The sequence below is a fragment of the Massilia agri genome, assembly GCF_024753255.1.
Classification (GTDB): Bacteria; Pseudomonadota; Gammaproteobacteria; order Burkholderiales; family Burkholderiaceae_D; genus Telluria; species Telluria agri.
The window spans coordinates 110016-124584 of sequence record NZ_JANUHA010000011.1; the positions used below are offsets into that span (position 1 = coordinate 110016).

At 62.4% G+C, this 14569-nt stretch carries 14 protein-coding genes and 1 tRNA gene; 4 read left to right on the forward strand and 11 right to left on the reverse strand.

The features are described from left to right. Nucleotides 1-112: 112 nt before the first annotated feature. The 7 genes from NX780_RS16170 to rpmI form a co-directional block, all read right to left on the reverse strand. Nucleotides 113-745, reverse strand: a complete 633-nt coding sequence (locus NX780_RS16170) for a response regulator (RefSeq protein WP_027865355.1) — start codon at nucleotides 743-745, stop codon at nucleotides 113-115. A gap of 253 nt (nucleotides 746-998) precedes the next feature. Then, the gene (locus NX780_RS16175) at nucleotides 999-1415 is read right to left on the reverse strand and encodes a MerR family transcriptional regulator (RefSeq protein WP_258828907.1); all 417 of its coding nucleotides are present in this window, start codon (nucleotides 1413-1415) and stop codon (nucleotides 999-1001) included. 7 nt (nucleotides 1416-1422) lie between these two features. Further along, nucleotides 1423-1782, reverse strand: coding sequence for an integration host factor subunit alpha (locus NX780_RS16180; RefSeq protein ID WP_258828962.1), 360 nt, complete (start codon nucleotides 1780-1782; stop codon nucleotides 1423-1425). A gap of 122 nt (nucleotides 1783-1904) precedes the next feature. Beyond that, nucleotides 1905-4331 carry a phenylalanine--tRNA ligase subunit beta gene (gene pheT, locus NX780_RS16185; protein WP_258828908.1) on the reverse strand — a complete coding sequence of 809 codons (2427 nt, stop codon included), beginning with the start codon at nucleotides 4329-4331 and terminating at the stop codon, nucleotides 1905-1907. Nucleotides 4332-4360: 29 nt separating this feature from the next. Next, nucleotides 4361-5377 (reverse strand): phenylalanine--tRNA ligase subunit alpha, encoded by a 1017-nt coding sequence (gene pheS, locus NX780_RS16190; protein ID WP_258828909.1) that lies wholly within the window; start codon nucleotides 5375-5377, stop codon nucleotides 4361-4363. Nucleotides 5378-5512: 135 nt separating this feature from the next. Next, nucleotides 5513-5872 (reverse strand): 50S ribosomal protein L20, encoded by a 360-nt coding sequence (gene rplT / locus NX780_RS16195; RefSeq protein WP_027865360.1) that lies wholly within the window; start codon nucleotides 5870-5872, stop codon nucleotides 5513-5515. 30 nt (nucleotides 5873-5902) lie between these two features. Then, complete coding sequence (rpmI, locus tag NX780_RS16200) at nucleotides 5903-6100, reverse strand: 50S ribosomal protein L35 (protein WP_026354218.1); 198 nt, start codon at nucleotides 6098-6100, stop codon at nucleotides 5903-5905. 293 nt (nucleotides 6101-6393) lie between these two features. Here rpmI and NX780_RS16205 point away from each other — a divergent pair, with 293 nt between their 5' ends. After that, entirely contained in the window at nucleotides 6394-7395 is a 1002-nt protein-coding gene (locus NX780_RS16205) for a DUF2971 domain-containing protein (protein ID WP_258828910.1), read from the forward strand. Between the two features lie 90 nt (nucleotides 7396-7485). Here NX780_RS16205 and infC read toward each other — a convergent pair whose 3' ends face one another. From infC to NX780_RS16220, 3 genes are all read right to left on the reverse strand, one after another. Further along, a complete protein-coding gene (gene infC, locus NX780_RS16210) occupies nucleotides 7486-8007 on the reverse strand; it encodes a translation initiation factor IF-3 (RefSeq protein ID WP_258828963.1) in 522 nt (173 codons plus the stop codon). A 54-nt stretch (nucleotides 8008-8061) separates the two neighbouring features. Next, a complete protein-coding gene (gene thrS / locus NX780_RS16215; protein ID WP_258828911.1) occupies nucleotides 8062-9972 on the reverse strand; it encodes a threonine--tRNA ligase in 1911 nt (636 codons plus the stop codon). 233 nt (nucleotides 9973-10205) lie between these two features. Further along, nucleotides 10206-10282: transfer RNA gene (locus NX780_RS16220), tRNA-Val, on the reverse strand. A 110-nt stretch (nucleotides 10283-10392) separates the two neighbouring features. Here NX780_RS16220 and NX780_RS16225 point away from each other — a divergent pair. The 3 genes from NX780_RS16225 (at nucleotide 10393) to NX780_RS16235 (ending at nucleotide 13740) form a co-directional block, all read left to right on the forward strand. Then, complete coding sequence (locus tag NX780_RS16225) at nucleotides 10393-11322, forward strand: cation diffusion facilitator family transporter (protein ID WP_258828912.1); 930 nt, start codon at nucleotides 10393-10395, stop codon at nucleotides 11320-11322. A gap of 70 nt (nucleotides 11323-11392) precedes the next feature. Then, a complete protein-coding gene (locus tag NX780_RS16230) occupies nucleotides 11393-12352 on the forward strand; it encodes an NAD(P)/FAD-dependent oxidoreductase (RefSeq protein WP_258828913.1) in 960 nt (319 codons plus the stop codon). 80 nt (nucleotides 12353-12432) lie between these two features. After that, nucleotides 12433-13740 carry a family 1 glycosylhydrolase gene (locus NX780_RS16235; RefSeq protein WP_258828914.1) on the forward strand — a complete coding sequence of 436 codons (1308 nt, stop codon included), beginning with the start codon at nucleotides 12433-12435 and terminating at the stop codon, nucleotides 13738-13740. A gap of 9 nt (nucleotides 13741-13749) precedes the next feature. On the opposite strand, the gene aac(3) is transcribed toward NX780_RS16235, so the two are convergent. Then, on the reverse strand, nucleotides 13750-14562 hold the full coding sequence (gene aac(3), locus NX780_RS16240; protein ID WP_258828915.1) for an aminoglycoside 3-N-acetyltransferase: 813 nt from the start codon (nucleotides 14560-14562) through the stop codon (nucleotides 13750-13752). Nucleotides 14563-14569 lie beyond the last annotated feature (7 nt).

The following is a 14569-nucleotide window of genomic DNA, read 5'->3' on the forward strand; positions in this document are numbered from 1 at the left end:
GTATGCACCTGTTGCGCCGTCAATACAAGCGGCAGTGCAGGCGGCAGGACGAAAGGAAGAGGAAAAGGCACAGGCGCGTCCGCGGCGAAGGCGGCGGACGCGATGGGACAGCTCAGTCGAGCAGGTTGTTCTTCATGGCGTAATAGGTCAGGTCGCTGTTCGACTGCAGGCCCATTTTTTCCATGATGCGGGTACGGTAGGTGGACACCGTCTTGATCGACAGCGACAGCGCATTGCCGATGTCGGACACGGTCGCGCCCTTGGCCAGGCGCAGGAAGACCTGGAACTCGCGGTCCGACAGCTCGGTGTGCAATGCGGTATTCGGATCGCGGTCGAAGCTCTGGGCAAGCAGTTCGCCCACAGTCGAGCTCACGTAACGGCGGCCCTGGTACACGGTGCGCACGGCGGTCTTGAGCTCATCCGCTTCGCATTCCTTGTTGAGGTAGCCGTTCGCGCCCATCTTGAAGAGATTGAGCGCGTACTGCTGCGCCGGATAACCGGACAGGATCAGCACCGGCAGATTGGGCTGGCCCTGGCGGATGGTGCGCAGGATGTCGATGCCGCTCTGGTCCGGCATCGCGATGTCGAGCAGGAGCACGTCGCAAATCTCGCGGCGCGCGATGTCGAGGGCTTCCCGCCCGGTGGCGCCTTCGGCGACGACTTCGAATTCGCCCGACGACGAGAAAATCTGCTTGAACCCTGCTCGAACTATTTGGTGATCGTCACAAATGGCAACGCGTATCATTGTCTTCCCTTAAATTTTCCTGTGCAGGAAAGTGCCAGGTCCGTCTCCACGCCCCGGCTTGCATGCGTTGATGTCAGCATGACCGCAGGTGACATTCTAACACTACGGCGCAGCGCATCAAGGCGCACACTTGCTGAGTTTGCATTACATGCAGCGGAGGTAGTCGTCCCGCGCGCAAGGCGCCGCGTGACGGACCCGAATCAATGGAGGTGATGAAGCTGCGAGTGCTTGTCCGCCCTGGCCGGGCAGCCCCTCAGGCGACGCTGGCGCCCTGTCGCAGCAGCGCCAGGATGTCCAGCAACTCGGCCCGCACCTGCTCGACGTCGATGCTTGGCGCGGCGGGCGCCGGCGCCGGGATGTGCGTGAGCTCGTCCGGTTCCGGGATCTCGTGGCCGCGGCCGTCGAGACGATTACGGGCGCCGCTGATGGTGAAGCCCTGCTCGTAGAGCAGCTCGCGGATACGCCGTATCAGCAGCACTTCATGGTGCTGGTAGTAGCGGCGGTTGCCGCGGCGCTTGACCGGCTTAAGCTGGGTAAATTCCTGCTCCCAATAGCGCAGCACGTGCGGTTTCACACCGCACAGCTCGCTTACTTCGCCGATCGTGAAATAACGCTTGGCCGGGATCGGCGGCAGCACGGCCGGCTCAGGTTTGTTCGGTCGATCAGTCATCTAGCACTCAGGCAGCACGTGCCAGCGAGTTACCTGGTGGATTGGTTTCCTCAACCATTCCCTTGAGTTTCTGGCTGGCGTGGAAAGTCACGACGCGGCGCGCCGTGATGGGGATCTCTTCCCCGGTTTTCGGGTTGCGACCCGGCCGCTGCGGCTTGTCGCGCAACTGGAAGTTGCCGAAGCCCGACAGCTTGACCGCTTCGCCGCGTTCGAGCGCGTTGCGGATCTCGTCGAAGAAGGTTTCGACCATGTCCTTGGCTTCGCGCTTGTTCAGGCCGACCTGCTCGAACAGCAGCTCGGCCAGCTCGGCCTTGGTCAGGGTCGGCAGTTCCTTTTCCGCTTCCTTCCGCACCCGCGCGACCTGCATCGCGCGGTGCAGATCGGCCGCCAGCGCTTCCTGGAACACGGCCGAATCAACGTCGTTGTTATTAATTTTGAAGCCCTACCTTCAAGTGAAACGATGTTTTGGAACGCGATGCCGAGGCATCGCTATGCACGCAGCTTGGCGCCGACTTTTTGTTCCGCCGCACGGGCAATCGCAGCCATGATGGCGTCGACCGCATCGTCCTGCAGCGTCGATTGAGTATCTTGCAAGGTGAAGCGGAAAGCAAGGCTTTTTTCATCCGTCTCCAGTCCTTTGCCGCGATATTCATCAAACAAAACAACGGCTTGCACGATCTTGCCCGCCGGATTCGAAGCGAGCTCGGCATGGAAGGTGTCCAGCACATCCTGGGCGGCGACGCCCTGCTTCACCACCAGCGCCAGGTCACGTGTGGCGCCCGGGAACTTCGAGATCTCGGCATAGCTCGGCACGGCGCGAAGGCAGAGGGCCTCGGCGTCGACTTCGAACAGCACCGGCGCCTGCGGCAGGTCGTACTTCTGCAGCCAGCGCGGGTGCAGTTCGCCGATGAAGCCGATGCGCTTGCCGTCCAGCTCGACGAAGGCGCTGCGGCCCGGGTGCAGTGCCGGGTGCTCGCCCTTCACGAAGCGCAGGGTGGCGGGTGCGAACAGCGCCTCCAGGTCGGCCTTGACGTCGAAGAAGTCGACCGCGCGGGTCTTCTCGCCCCACTGCTCGTCAAGCGCCGGTCCGTAGGCGATGGCGGCGACGCGTTTCGGCTGGTCGTAGCCGGCGATGGCCAGCGGACCGTCCTGGGTGTCCGGGTTGCGGTGGAAGACCGCGCCGATCTCGAACACGCGGACGCGGCCGGCCTTGCGGTTGACGTTGTAGCGCACATTGGCCAGCAGGCTGCCCACCAGGTTCGAGCGCATCACGCTCAGCTGGCTGGCGATCGGGTTCTGCAGGCGGATCGGGGCGTCGTTGCCGGCGAAGTCCTGCTCCCACACGGCTTCCACGAAGCTCATGTTGACCACTTCCTGGTAGCCGATGTCGGCCAGCTGGTGGCGGATCGCGAACAGGGAGCGGGTGTTTTCCGGCTCGATCAGCATGGCGCTCGGGGCCACCGGCGGATTGGCCGGAATGTTCTCGAAGCCGTAGACACGCGCGACTTCCTCGATCAGGTCTTCCTCGATCTCGATGTCGAAGCGGTACGATGGCGAGGTCACATGGAACACGCCATTCGCGTGGGTGAACGGCAGCTGCAGGCGGGTGAAGATGTCGGCCACGATTTCGTCGGTCAGCGGCACGCCGATCACCTTGGCGGCGCGCGCGGTGCGCATGGCAACCGGTTTCGGCTGCGGCAGGTTCACCGACTGATCGTCCACCGGGCCCACTTTCGTCTCCGGCGTGCCGCAGATCTCGACGATCAGGGAGGTGATGCGCTCGATGTGCTCGACCGTGGTCGCATAGTCGACGCCGCGCTCGAAGCGGTGCGCCGCGTCGGTCGAGAAGTTGTACTTGCGGGCGCGGCCCTGGATGGCGCTCGGCCACCAGAATGCGGCTTCCAGGTAGATGTCGGTGGTGTCGAGCGTCACGGCGGTCGAGTCGCCGCCCATGATGCCGGCCAGCGATTCGATTTCCTTGTCGTCGGCGATCACGCCGACCCACTCGTCGACCTCGATGGTGTTGCCGTTCAGGAGCTTCAAGGTTTCGCCCTTCTTGCCCCAGCGGACATCCAGCCCCCCGTGGATCTTGGCCAGGTCGAAGACGTGCGAAGGACGGCCGACTTCGAGCATCACGTAGTTCGAGATGTCGACCAGGGCCGACACCGAACGCTGGCCGCTGCGCTCGAGGCGGCGCTTCATCCACTCGGGCGTGGCGGCGCGCGCGTTCAGGCCACGGATGACGCGGCCCGAGAAGCGGCCGCACAGGCTAGGGGCCGAGATCTTCACCGGCAGGATTTCGTCCGTCGTCACCGGCACGAGGCGGGTGGTGGGCACGTGCAGCGGCGTGCCGGTCAGGGCCGAGACTTCACGCGCCACGCCCAGCACCGACAGGCAGTCCGCCTTGTTCGGGGTCAGCTTGATGGTGAACTTCAGGTCGTTCAGGCCGAGGTAATCACGGATGTTCGTGCCGACCGGCGCGTCTTCCGGCAGCTCCATCAGGCCGCTGCTCTCTTCCGAGATCTTCAGTTCCTTGGCCGAGCACATCATGCCTTGCGACTCGACGCCGCGCAGCTTGCCGACCTTGATTTCAAACGGTTTGCCATCGGCGCCCGGCGGCAGCACGGCGCCCGCCTTGGCGCAGATCGCCTTCATCCCCGCGCGCACGTTCGGCGCGCCGCAGACGATGTTCAGCAGCGTGCCGGTGCCCACGTCGACCTGGCAGACGTTCAGGCGGTCGGCGTCCGGGTGCTTGGCCACTTCCTTGACTTCGGCGACCACCACGTTCGAGAACGGCGGGGCGACGGGCTCGACTTCCTCGACTTCGAGGCCGGACATGGTAAGCAGGTGGGAGAGCTCGTCCGAAGTCATCTTCGGATCGACCATGGAACGGAGCCAGTTTTCAGAGAATTGCATATTCTTTGCCTTCTTCTAACGTCGAGGTATCAGTTGAACTGCTTCAGGAAACGCAGGTCGCCTTCATAGAAGAGACGCAGGTCGTTGATCCCGTAGCGCAGCATGGTCAGGCGCTCAAGGCCGGAGCCGAACGCGAAGCCGATGAACTTTTCCGGATCCAGGCCGAAGTTGCGCACGACAGTCGGGTGGACCTGGCCGGCGCCCGACACTTCCAGCCAACGGCCCTTGAGCGGACCGGAGCCGAAGGCGATGTCGATCTCGGCCGACGGTTCGGTGAAGGGGAAGTAGGACGGACGGAAGCGCACCTGCAGGTCGTCGGTCTCGAAGAAGGCCTTCACGAAGTTCAGGTAGACGCCCTTGAGGTCGGCGAAACTGATGTCCTCGCCGATCCACAGGCCTTCGACCTGGTGGAACATCGGCGAGTGGGTGGCGTCGCTGTCGACACGGTAGGTGCGGCCCGGCGCGATCACCTTGATCGGCGGCGTGTGGGTACGCGCATAGCGCACCTGCATCGGGCTGGTGTGGGTGCGCAGCAGCAGCGGCTTGCCGGTGCTGTCATTGCCCTCGATGTAGAAGGTGTCCTGCATCGAACGGGCCGGGTGGTTTTCCGGGCTGTTCAGTGCGGTGAAGTTGGTCCAGTCGGTTTCGATCTCGGGACCATCGGCCACGTCGAAGCCGATCGAGCGGAAGATCTGTTCGACGCGCTCCCAGGTGCGCATCACCGGGTGGATGCCGCCCTTGGCGCGGCCGCGGCCGGGCAGGGTCACGTCGATCGATTCGGCGTTCAGGCGCGCTTCCAGCTGGGCATTGGCCAGGGCATCGCGGCGGGCGGTCAAGGCCTGTTCGATTTTTTCTTTGGCGGCATTGATGAGGGCGCCCTGCGCCTTGCGCTGTTCCGGGTCGAGCTTGCCCAGACCCTTCATGAGGTCGGTGATTTGCCCGGTCTTGCCCAGGTATTTGGCTTTTGCATTTTCGAGCGCGGCGGCATCCGGAGCGGCGATGAAATCAGCCTGGGCCGAGACGACGAGATCTTCCAGCGTTTGCATGCTTGTTCTTTTCCTGTTTGGGTGGTGGCAGGAGCCACAATCAAAAACGGGGCACAGGTTGAAAACCGTGCCCCGCTCTTTTTGCGCCAGGCCCGGTGAAGAGCCCAGCGCTGGTCTTGCTAGCTAACTGACTGATTAGGCAGCCAGCTTGGCCTTGGCGGCGGTGACAATCGCGGCAAATGCCGGCTTGTCGTGCACAGCCATGTCGGCCAGGACTTTACGGTCCAGTTCAATTCCGGACTTCTTCAGGCCGTTCATGAAGGCGCTGTAGGTCATACCGTGCGAACGCGATGCTGCGTTGATACGGGTGATCCACAGGGCGCGGAAGACGCGCTTCTTGTTACGACGGTCGCGGTAGGCGTACTGGCCAGCGCGCATGACTGCTTGCTTGGCAATACGGAATACCTTGCTGCGACGGCCGCGGTAGCCTTTAGCAAGTTCAAGGACCTTCTTGTGACGGGCACGTGCAGTAACCCCACGTTTTACTCGAGGCATGGTAGCTCCCTTTGTAGATGATTAGTGAGATTAAGCGGAAGGCATCATGCGGTAGACGCTCGTCACGTCCGATGCATTGATGTTACGGGTGCCGCGCAGTTGACGCTTGTTTTTGGTGGTCTTCTTGGTCAGGATGTGACGCTTGAACGCCATACCCGACTTGACGGTACCACCCGGACGCACGCGAAAACGCTTCTTCGCGGAGCTTTTGGTTTTCATTTTTGGCATAGTATTCTGCCCTTTTATAGGCAGCCTCTATACGACAGGATTGCAGGTGGCGGCAACGCCGCTCTTGGATGCCTGCTTTCACTTGTCTTGCAGCCGGCGCCACTACCATGCCGACTACAACCTGCTTTTAAAAAACAGGAATCGCAGATGATAGCACAGTTTTCGCCGCAGCATGCAAGCTCAGTGGCGAACAACTCGACGCACAAGGTGACCGCGAGTCTTGTCTTCACACGGTCATGGACGAGAAGCAACGGCGGGTGTAACTTGCTCTCTTTCGCGCCAAAGCACTTGCCATGACCTCACACATCGTAGAAATTGACGAACAACTAAAACCTGAAACGCAACTCTATCGAACCCTTGATTTTTACGGAGCCGCAAGCATCGTAAAAGAACGTCAACTTATGTTTACGCGCGCGGACAATTTTGACGACCGCAACGAGGGAGTTGACCGACTACTTGGCCAGCTCGAAACGAGATCGTTGAATGGGATGGGTTGGAACGATCTGGAGAGCGCCAGACTGCATCACGAACGCTTTAAGCGCAGCCATTACATTAGCTGCTGGACAACACGCCGCGAATCGGTGGCAATGTGGTCCCTCTACTCTCCTGATCATTGCTCGGTAAGAGTTGAAACAACTGTGGCAGATCTTGCCGCAACCCTTACGCAGCTAGCCGAGAAATACAGTGTTACGCGCGTATCTAGCGAGAAACTAAATCAGCTGGTGACTGTAGCGACTCACGCACGCATGCAGAAAGTACTGTATCGCCCACTTGTAACGCTTTCGGATCGAATACAAAGACGCGTACGGGCGTATCGAAAAATTAAGGCGCAGCAAAAGCCAAGAGAAACACTCGCTGAAATTTTTAGCGCAGCAAATCTTCGCTACTTTCAACGCGAAGAGAAACGCAGAATATTTCTACAGCGCTCGCCGTTTTTGTTTAAGGACGAGAGCTTTCAGCATGAAGAAGAAGTGAGACTTGTTGTAAAAATTGGCGAAACAGTCTGGACCAAAGAACTACAGGAAGAACAAACATGTTTCAGCCCTGGGCATGAGTACTTCGACGCAGCCAAAATGTCGCTCACGTTTTGGGGTGAGGTTCGGTCGACTCCCCTACCTAGTCGTGAGTACGCTTCGTGCGGAAACTTGGTGAAGTCTGTCGCTATTGACCCCCGCTGCCCGCCCCACAAAGCGAAATTCATGCGCCAGTGGTTCCTCGAAAATGGAATCCCAGTCGCAGAGTCAACTTGCTTTGGATATCTACCTTCACGCTTTGAGGAATTTCCTGAAAGCTAATACAACCCACTCTGACAGACGTACACAAGCCGGACAACCCAATAAGCACACCTATTGAGTTATCCGGCTCGGCAATCTGACGTCGAAGAATTACTTCTTCTTCTTCGGTGCAACCACCATGATCATCTGGCGACCCTCGAGCTTCGGGAACTGCTCGACCTGGCCGTATTCTTCCAGATCGCCACGCAGGCGCTCGAGCATGCGCATACCGATGTCCTGGTGCGCCATTTCGCGGCCGCGGAAACGCAGCGTGATCTTGGTCTTGTCGCCGTCTTCCAGGAACTTGATGAGGTTGCGCAGCTTGATGCTGTAGTCGCCTTCATCGGTACCCGGGCGGAACTTGACTTCCTTGACCTGGATGATCTTCTGCTTCAGCTTGGCTTCGTGCGCCTTCTTCTGCTCCGAGTACTTGAACTTGCCGTAGTCCATCAGGCGGCAGACCGGCGGGCTCGCGTTCGGCGCGATCTCGACCAGGTCGACGTTCTTTTCCTCGGCCAGGCGGAACGCTTCCGCCAGGCTTACGATGCCCAGCGGTTCGTTTTCCACACCGTTCAGGCGCATTTCGGGATAGGTGATCTCGCCGTTGATGCGATGCTGTTTGTCAGTAGCTATTTTGTTTCCTTTGAAAGTATTGAATTTGGCCGGCGCTATTGTCGCAGATTTTGCTTACTTCGCCTTGGCGGCGACCTCGCCCACCAGGCGCTCCACGAGCGCGTCGACGGGCATGACACCCAGGTCGACATTGCCGCGGGCACGCACGGCCACCGTATTCGCTTCGCGTTCCTTGTCGCCAACAACCAGAATGTACGGCAGTTTTTGGACGGAATGCTCGCGAATTTTATAAGTAATCTTCTCGTTCCGCAAATCAGCGTGAACGCGCAGGCCTGCCGCGCGCAGCTTGGCCTCGACCTCCTTCACATAATCTGCTTGCGCATCCGAGATATTCAAGACCGCCACCTGCACCGGCGCCAGCCACAGCGGCAGCGCGCCGGCGTAGTTCTCGATCAGGATGCCGATGAAGCGCTCCATTGAGCCGACGATCGCACGGTGCAGCATGACTGGAACCTTGCGGGTATTGTCTTCCGCGACATACTCGGCGCCGAGGCGGCCTGGCATCGAGAAGTCGACCTGCATGGTGCCGACCTGCCATGGACGGCCGAGGCTGTCCTTCAGGTGGTACTCGATCTTCGGACCGTAGAAGGCGCCCTCGCCCGGCAACTCGGTCCATTCCACGCCGCAGCCGCGCAGGGCCGAACGCAGGGCCTCTTCGGCCTGGTCCCACACTTCGTCGGAGCCGATGCGGTTTTCCGGACGCAGCGCGATCTTGACGTCGATGTTCTCGAAGCCGAAGTCCTCGTAGACCTTCATCGCCTGGGCGTGGAAGGCCACGACTTCCGGCGCGATCTGCTCTTCGGTGCAGAACACGTGGCCATCGTCCTGGGTGAAGCCGCGCACGCGCATCAGGCCGTGCAGCGCGCCCGAGGACTCGTTGCGGTGGCACTGGCCGAACTCGCCGTAGCGCAGCGGCAGGTCGCGGTAGGAACGCAGGCCGGCGTTGTAGATCTGCACGTGGCCCGGGCAGTTCATCGGCTTCAGCGCATAGGTGCGGCTCTCCGACTCGGTCGTGAACATGTTTTCACGGTAGTTGTCCCAGTGGCCGGTCTTCTGCCACAGGGTGACGTCGATGATCTGCGGCGCCTTGACCTCGTTGTAGCCGGTGGTCTGGTAGGTCTTGCGCATGTACTGCTCGACCTGCTGCCAGATGGTCCAGCCCTTCGGATGCCAGAAGATCAGGCCCGGGGCCTCGTCCTGGAAGTGGAAGAAGTCCAGCTGCTTGCCGAGCTTGCGGTGGTCGCGCTTTTCGGCCTCTTCCAGCATGTGCAGGTACTGCTCCTGGTCTTCCTTTTTGGTCCAGGCGGTGCCGTAGACGCGCTGCAGCATCTCGTTCTTCGAGTCGCCGCGCCAGTAGGCGCCGGCCAGCTTCATCAGCTTGAAGACCTTCAGCTTGCCGGTCGACGGCACGTGGGGACCGCGGCACAGGTCGGTGAAATTGCCTTCCGAATACAGCGACACGTCCTCGTTCGCCGGGATCGAGGCGATGATCTCGGCCTTGTAGGCTTCGCCGATGGACTTGAAGTAGGCCACGGCCTCGTCGCGCGGCAGCACCTTGCGGGTGACCGGCTCGTCCTTCTTGGCAAGTTCAGCCATCTTCTTCTCGATCGCCACCAGGTCTTCCGGGGTGAAGGGACGCTTGTACGAGAAGTCATAGTAGAAGCCGTTCTCGATCACCGGGCCGATGGTGACCTGCGCCTCGGGGAACAGTTCCTTGACGGCGTAGGCCAGCAGGTGGGCGGTCGAGTGGCGGATGACATCCAGGCCTTCCGGATCCTTGTCGGTCACGATGGCGAGGTCGGCGTCGGACTCGATCAGGAAGGAAGTGTCGACCACCTTGCCGTTGACCTTCCCGGCGAGTGCGGCCTTGGCCAGGCTCGGCGCGATGTTCTGGGCCACCTGGGCGACCGTGACGGGACCGTCGAACTGACGGCTGGAACCATCTGGAAGTCGAACGTTAAGCATTGCTGTTCTCCAATGTGGCGCAGCGCGCCGTTAAATATTGAAACTATTGAAAGCCGAATTCTCGAGACGAAAAAAAACGCGCACCAGGCGCGTTTTCTTCAGTGTTGTCGAGCTTCTTTGGACAAAAGACCACCGTACCGCGTCTAGCGATTCCCCCACAACATAGTCGTAGTTCGCGGTGTCATAACCGTCGGTGCCTTTCTCGCTCTTACCTGGGTACTGCTTGTGTGATCTGGTGGGCGGTGCAGAATTCGAATCTGCGACCCCTTGGATGTCGACCAAGTATTCTAACCAGCTGAACTAACCGCCCGATTCCCGCATTATAAGGAGCGCACCGCGCTTAAGCAAGGCTTGTCCCGGAAAAAGTTTCCTGGCGAGCCTGCCAGGATCGCTTCGACGGCTTTGATTTACACTATCGGCATGTCAAGCCAACAAGCCGAACCCACCACCGAACACCTGCACGCCCACCTCGACGGCGATGCGCAACATGCCCACACCATCGAGGGGCGCAGCCAATTGGCGCTCGGCGTGGCGCTCGGCATGACCCTGCTGTTCGCCGTCATCGAAGTCGTCACCGGCTTCATCTCGAACTCGCTGGCCCTGATCTCCGACGCCGGGCACATGGTGACCGACGCCGCCGCCCTGGGCCTGGCCCTGATGGCCCAGGCCATCGCCAGCCGCCCGCCTTCGCACCGCCACTCCTTCGGCTTCGTGCGCGCCGAGGCCCTGGCCGCCTTCGTCAACAGCCTGGCCATGCTGGCGCTGGTCGCCTGGATCGTGTGGGAAGCCGTGCAGCGCCTGATGCACCCCGAAGCGGTGCAGGGTGGCGTGGTGCTGGTGGTCGCCGCGATCGGCGCCTGCATCAACCTGCTGGTCGCCTGGGTGCTGTCGCGCGACAACGCCAGCATCAACACCCGGGCCGCCCTGGTGAACGTGATGGGCGACCTGCTCGGCTCCCTGGCGGCGATCGCCTCCGGCGCCATCATCTATTTCACCGGCTGGGTACGGGTCGACCCGATCCTGTCGATCTTCGTGGCGCTGCTGATCCTGCGCTCGACCAGCGGCATCCTGCGCGAGTCCTACCACTTCCTGATGGAAGGCGTGCCGGCCGGGATCGACTACCTGGAGGTCGGCGCCAGCCTGAAGGCCGTGGACGGCGTGCTCGACGTGCACGACCTGCACGTGTGGGACATGTCGCCCGGCCACCCTGCCCTGATCGGCCACCTCGAGATCGCCAGCCTGGAACAGTGGCCGGCCGTGCTCGCCGCGGTGCGCGCCATGCTGCGCGAGAAGCATGGCATCGACCACGTGACCCTGCAGCCGGAAGCCGCCGGCGGCAAGTCCCTGTAAGCGGCGTCTTACCCGGCGCGAGCCCGCACGCCGATAGCGCAGGCTTGTTCCGCTCTCGCATAATCCACCCATGGATTGCGCACGCACCGTTTTCGACACCCTCATCATCGGCGGCGGCCCGGCCGGCCTCACGGCCGGGGTCTACCTGCGCCGCTTCACGCGCCACATCGCCCTGGTCGACAAGGGCAACAGCCGCCTGTCCTGGATTCCCGTCTCGCACAACTACCCCGGCTTCCCGGACGGGGTCAATGGCGTGCAGCTGCTGGAAAACCTGCGCGCCCAGCTGGCCAACTACGGCGGCAGCGTGATGCCGGGCGAAATCACCAGCCTGCGCCTGGAGGACGGCATCTTCGTGGGCGACTACGCGCCCATGGACGGCGGCGAGCCCTGCCAGATCCGCGCCCACACCGTCCTGCTGGCGACCGGCGTGGCCGACGCCGGCATGCCGGTCGAGCGCTGGGACGAGGCGGTGCGCTGCGGCGCCGTGCGCCTGTGCCCGGTGTGCGACGGCTGGGACGTGATCGACAAGCGCATCGGCGTGGTGACTTCCGACATCAACCCGGTCGGCCACGCCCTCTTCATGCGCACCTTCAGCGCCGACGTGCTGCTGTTCGAGCGCGGCCCGGTCTCCACGCTCAACGACGAGGAGCGCCAGCAGCTGGCCGCAGCCCAGGTCCGCCTCATCGAGTCGCCCCTCGTGGGCGTGACGATGAGCGACGACATGAAGCCGATCCTGCACACCAAGGATGGCGAAGACTACCCTTGCGACGTGTTCTACCCCATGCTGGGCGAGAACGCGCGCTCGGACCTGGCAAGCAGCCTGGGCGCCGAGACCGTCGAGTGCAGCAAGCTGCTGGTGGACGACCACTGCCGCACGCAGGTGCCGGGCCTGTTCGCCGTCGGCGACGTCACGCGCGGCCTGAACCAGATCGCGGTGGCCACCGGCCAGGCGGCGCTGGCCGCAACGACCATCCACAACACCCTGCCCTGGGCGCTGCGGCCGGCGAAGGAATCGGCGGCCGGGGCGTAGCAGGCATGCGCCGCGCGGCGCGGCCGTCGCCCCAAGGGTATGATCGGGACAAGGCAAACCCGGCATGCACAGGAGACGACATGGCTCCCAGCCACCCCGGCTTCATCTTCGCCACCGGCATCGAAAGCAGCATCCCGACCATCGAGGGCGGCCGGGTGCGCATGGACGAGATGGAAAAATGCGGCCACTACCGTCACTGGCGCCGTGACTTCGACCTGGTGCAGGAGATCGGCATCCGTTTTCTGCGCTATGGCCCGCCCCTGCACACGACGCTCGTCGGCGCTGGGCGCTACGACTGGTCCTTCGCCGACGAGACTTTTCCGGAGCTGCGCCGGCGCGGCCTGGTCGCCATCGTCGACCTCTGCCATTTTGGCCTGCCCGACTTCCTCGGCGACTTCCAGAACCCCGACTTCCCCGCCCTGTTCGCCGACTATGCGCGCGCCTTTGCGCTGCGCTATCCCTGGATCCAGCTCTATACCCCGGTCAACGAGATGTCGATCTGCGCGCTGTTTTCTAGCCTGTACGGCTGGTGGAACGAACAGCAGCGCAGCGACCGTGCCTTCGTCACGGCACTCAAGCACCTGGTCAAGGCCAACCTGCTCGCGATGCGCGCCATCCTCGAAATACGGCCGGACGCCCTGTTCATCCAGAGCGAATCGACGGAGTACTTTCATGCCACCACGCCGGAAGCGATCGGGCCGGCCGAAATGATGAAGGCGCGACGTTTCCTGTCGCTCGATCTGAACTATGGCCGCCGCGTGGACTCGACCATGTACGAATACCTGATGGATAACGGCATGCAGCGGGAGGAATACCACTTTTTCCTGGACAACAACCTGAAGCACCGATGCATCATGGGGAACGACTATTACCAGACCAACGAGCACCTGGTCGAGGCGAGCGGGGAGACCACGGAATCCGGCGAAATTTTTGGTTACGCAGTCATTACCCACCAGTACTACAATCGCTATCTCCTCCCGGTGATGCACACGGAGACCAATCTGTGCCAGGGCCCCATGGGGGACGAAGCCGTCAAATGGCTGCGCAAGGAATGGGCCAACGTCTTGCGGGTACGGAACAACGGCGTGCCCCTGGTCGGCTTCACCTGGTACTCGCTCACCGACCAGGTCGACTGGGATACCGCCCTACGCGAGAACAAGGGAACCGTGAATGCATTGGGATTGGCCGACCTGGACCGCAATATCCGGCCTGTGGGGCACGCCTACCGCGACCTGATCCGCGACTGGACCGAAGTGTTGCCGACCCAGAGCATGTGCCTGCAGGTACCACTGGCGCTGGACAAGGACTACCCCGACTATTCCGCCCCTATCCCGCCGTGGCGATCCGATGCGGGGGACGCCTCGGGCGCGACACGCAACATCGAGTAGGACGGCAGTTCAGGCCGGGCCACCACCATGACGTCCTTCCAGCCAGGCCTGGCCGAAGCGAACGATGTCGTTCGCGTCGATCAGGCGCGCCGCGGCGCGGCCCACCATCCCCTCCCGGTGCCGGCCCAGCGCGAGATAGTCGCGCGCAGCCCGTTCGACCGCGTCCGGCCCCTCTGGCCCGGCATACTCGTCCAGGATGCCGTTCGAGTCCCAATCGCTTGCCGTCACCCAGCGGCGCTCGCCGTCGACCAGCAAGGGCATGGAATACACCACCCGGCGTTTGCCGGGAATGCGCGCGACGGCTTCGGCATAGTGCAGCACCGTGACCGCGTCAGGACCGGCACCGATCGACAGGACCTTGCCGCCCTTGTGCAGCAGGCGTTCGAGCGGCGAACCCGGCCCGTATGCGCTGCCCATGCGATGGGGTGCGACCAGCCAGGCCGCATCGGGCCCGATAGCGGCCATCGACGCATCGGGGTGCGGGCTGCGCCGGCAGTCCGGGTGCTTGCGGATGAATTCATTGAATGCGCCGAAACCGGGATAGGACGGGGCGTGTTCCGGGTCGAAGGCCGGCCAGGAATCGCGCACGGCATCCGGCACCGTGGCCCATCCCAGTGTCTCCTCGTAGGGAGAGTCGCGCCAGGAAACGAAGGCCATCAGGTTGCCGGCCGCGCCAATGCAGGCGAGGATGGCCTCGAGGAGGCTTGCAGGGCCGTCCCCCAGCGGGCCCACGGCGCGCAGGGAAACGTGCGTCATGACCGTGTCCCCGGACGCCAGCCCAAGCTCGCTCAGCTGCCGCTCCAGGTCCCGGGAGCCCGACATGGGCGCG

Excerpts from the sequence above, each read along its gene's own strand:
- rplT (WP_027865360.1), bottom strand. The coding sequence starts at position 5,872 with ATGCCTCGAGTAAAACGTGGGGTTACTGCACGTGCCCGTCACAAGAAG.
- NX780_RS16205 (WP_258828910.1), top strand. The coding sequence starts at position 6,394 with ATGACCTCACACATCGTAGAAATTGACGAACAACTAAAACCTGAAACG.
- NX780_RS16180 (WP_258828962.1), bottom strand. The coding sequence starts at position 1,782 with ATGCAGGTCGCGCGGGTGCGGAAGGAAGCGGAAAAGGAACTGCCGACC.
- NX780_RS16170 (WP_027865355.1), bottom strand. The coding sequence starts at position 745 with ATGATACGCGTTGCCATTTGTGACGATCACCAAATAGTTCGAGCAGGG.
- pheS (WP_258828909.1), bottom strand. The coding sequence starts at position 5,377 with ATGCAAACGCTGGAAGATCTCGTCGTCTCGGCCCAGGCTGATTTCATC.
- thrS (WP_258828911.1), bottom strand. The coding sequence starts at position 9,972 with ATGCTTAACGTTCGACTTCCAGATGGTTCCAGCCGTCAGTTCGACGGT.
- NX780_RS16230 (WP_258828913.1), top strand. The coding sequence starts at position 11,393 with ATGGATTGCGCACGCACCGTTTTCGACACCCTCATCATCGGCGGCGGC.
- rpmI (WP_026354218.1), bottom strand. The coding sequence starts at position 6,100 with ATGCCAAAAATGAAAACCAAAAGCTCCGCGAAGAAGCGTTTTCGCGTG.
- NX780_RS16235 (WP_258828914.1), top strand. The coding sequence starts at position 12,433 with ATGGCTCCCAGCCACCCCGGCTTCATCTTCGCCACCGGCATCGAAAGC.
- pheT (WP_258828908.1), bottom strand. The coding sequence starts at position 4,331 with ATGCAATTCTCTGAAAACTGGCTCCGTTCCATGGTCGATCCGAAGATG.
- NX780_RS16225 (WP_258828912.1), top strand. The coding sequence starts at position 10,393 with ATGTCAAGCCAACAAGCCGAACCCACCACCGAACACCTGCACGCCCAC.
- NX780_RS16175 (WP_258828907.1), bottom strand. The coding sequence starts at position 1,415 with ATGACTGATCGACCGAACAAACCTGAGCCGGCCGTGCTGCCGCCGATC.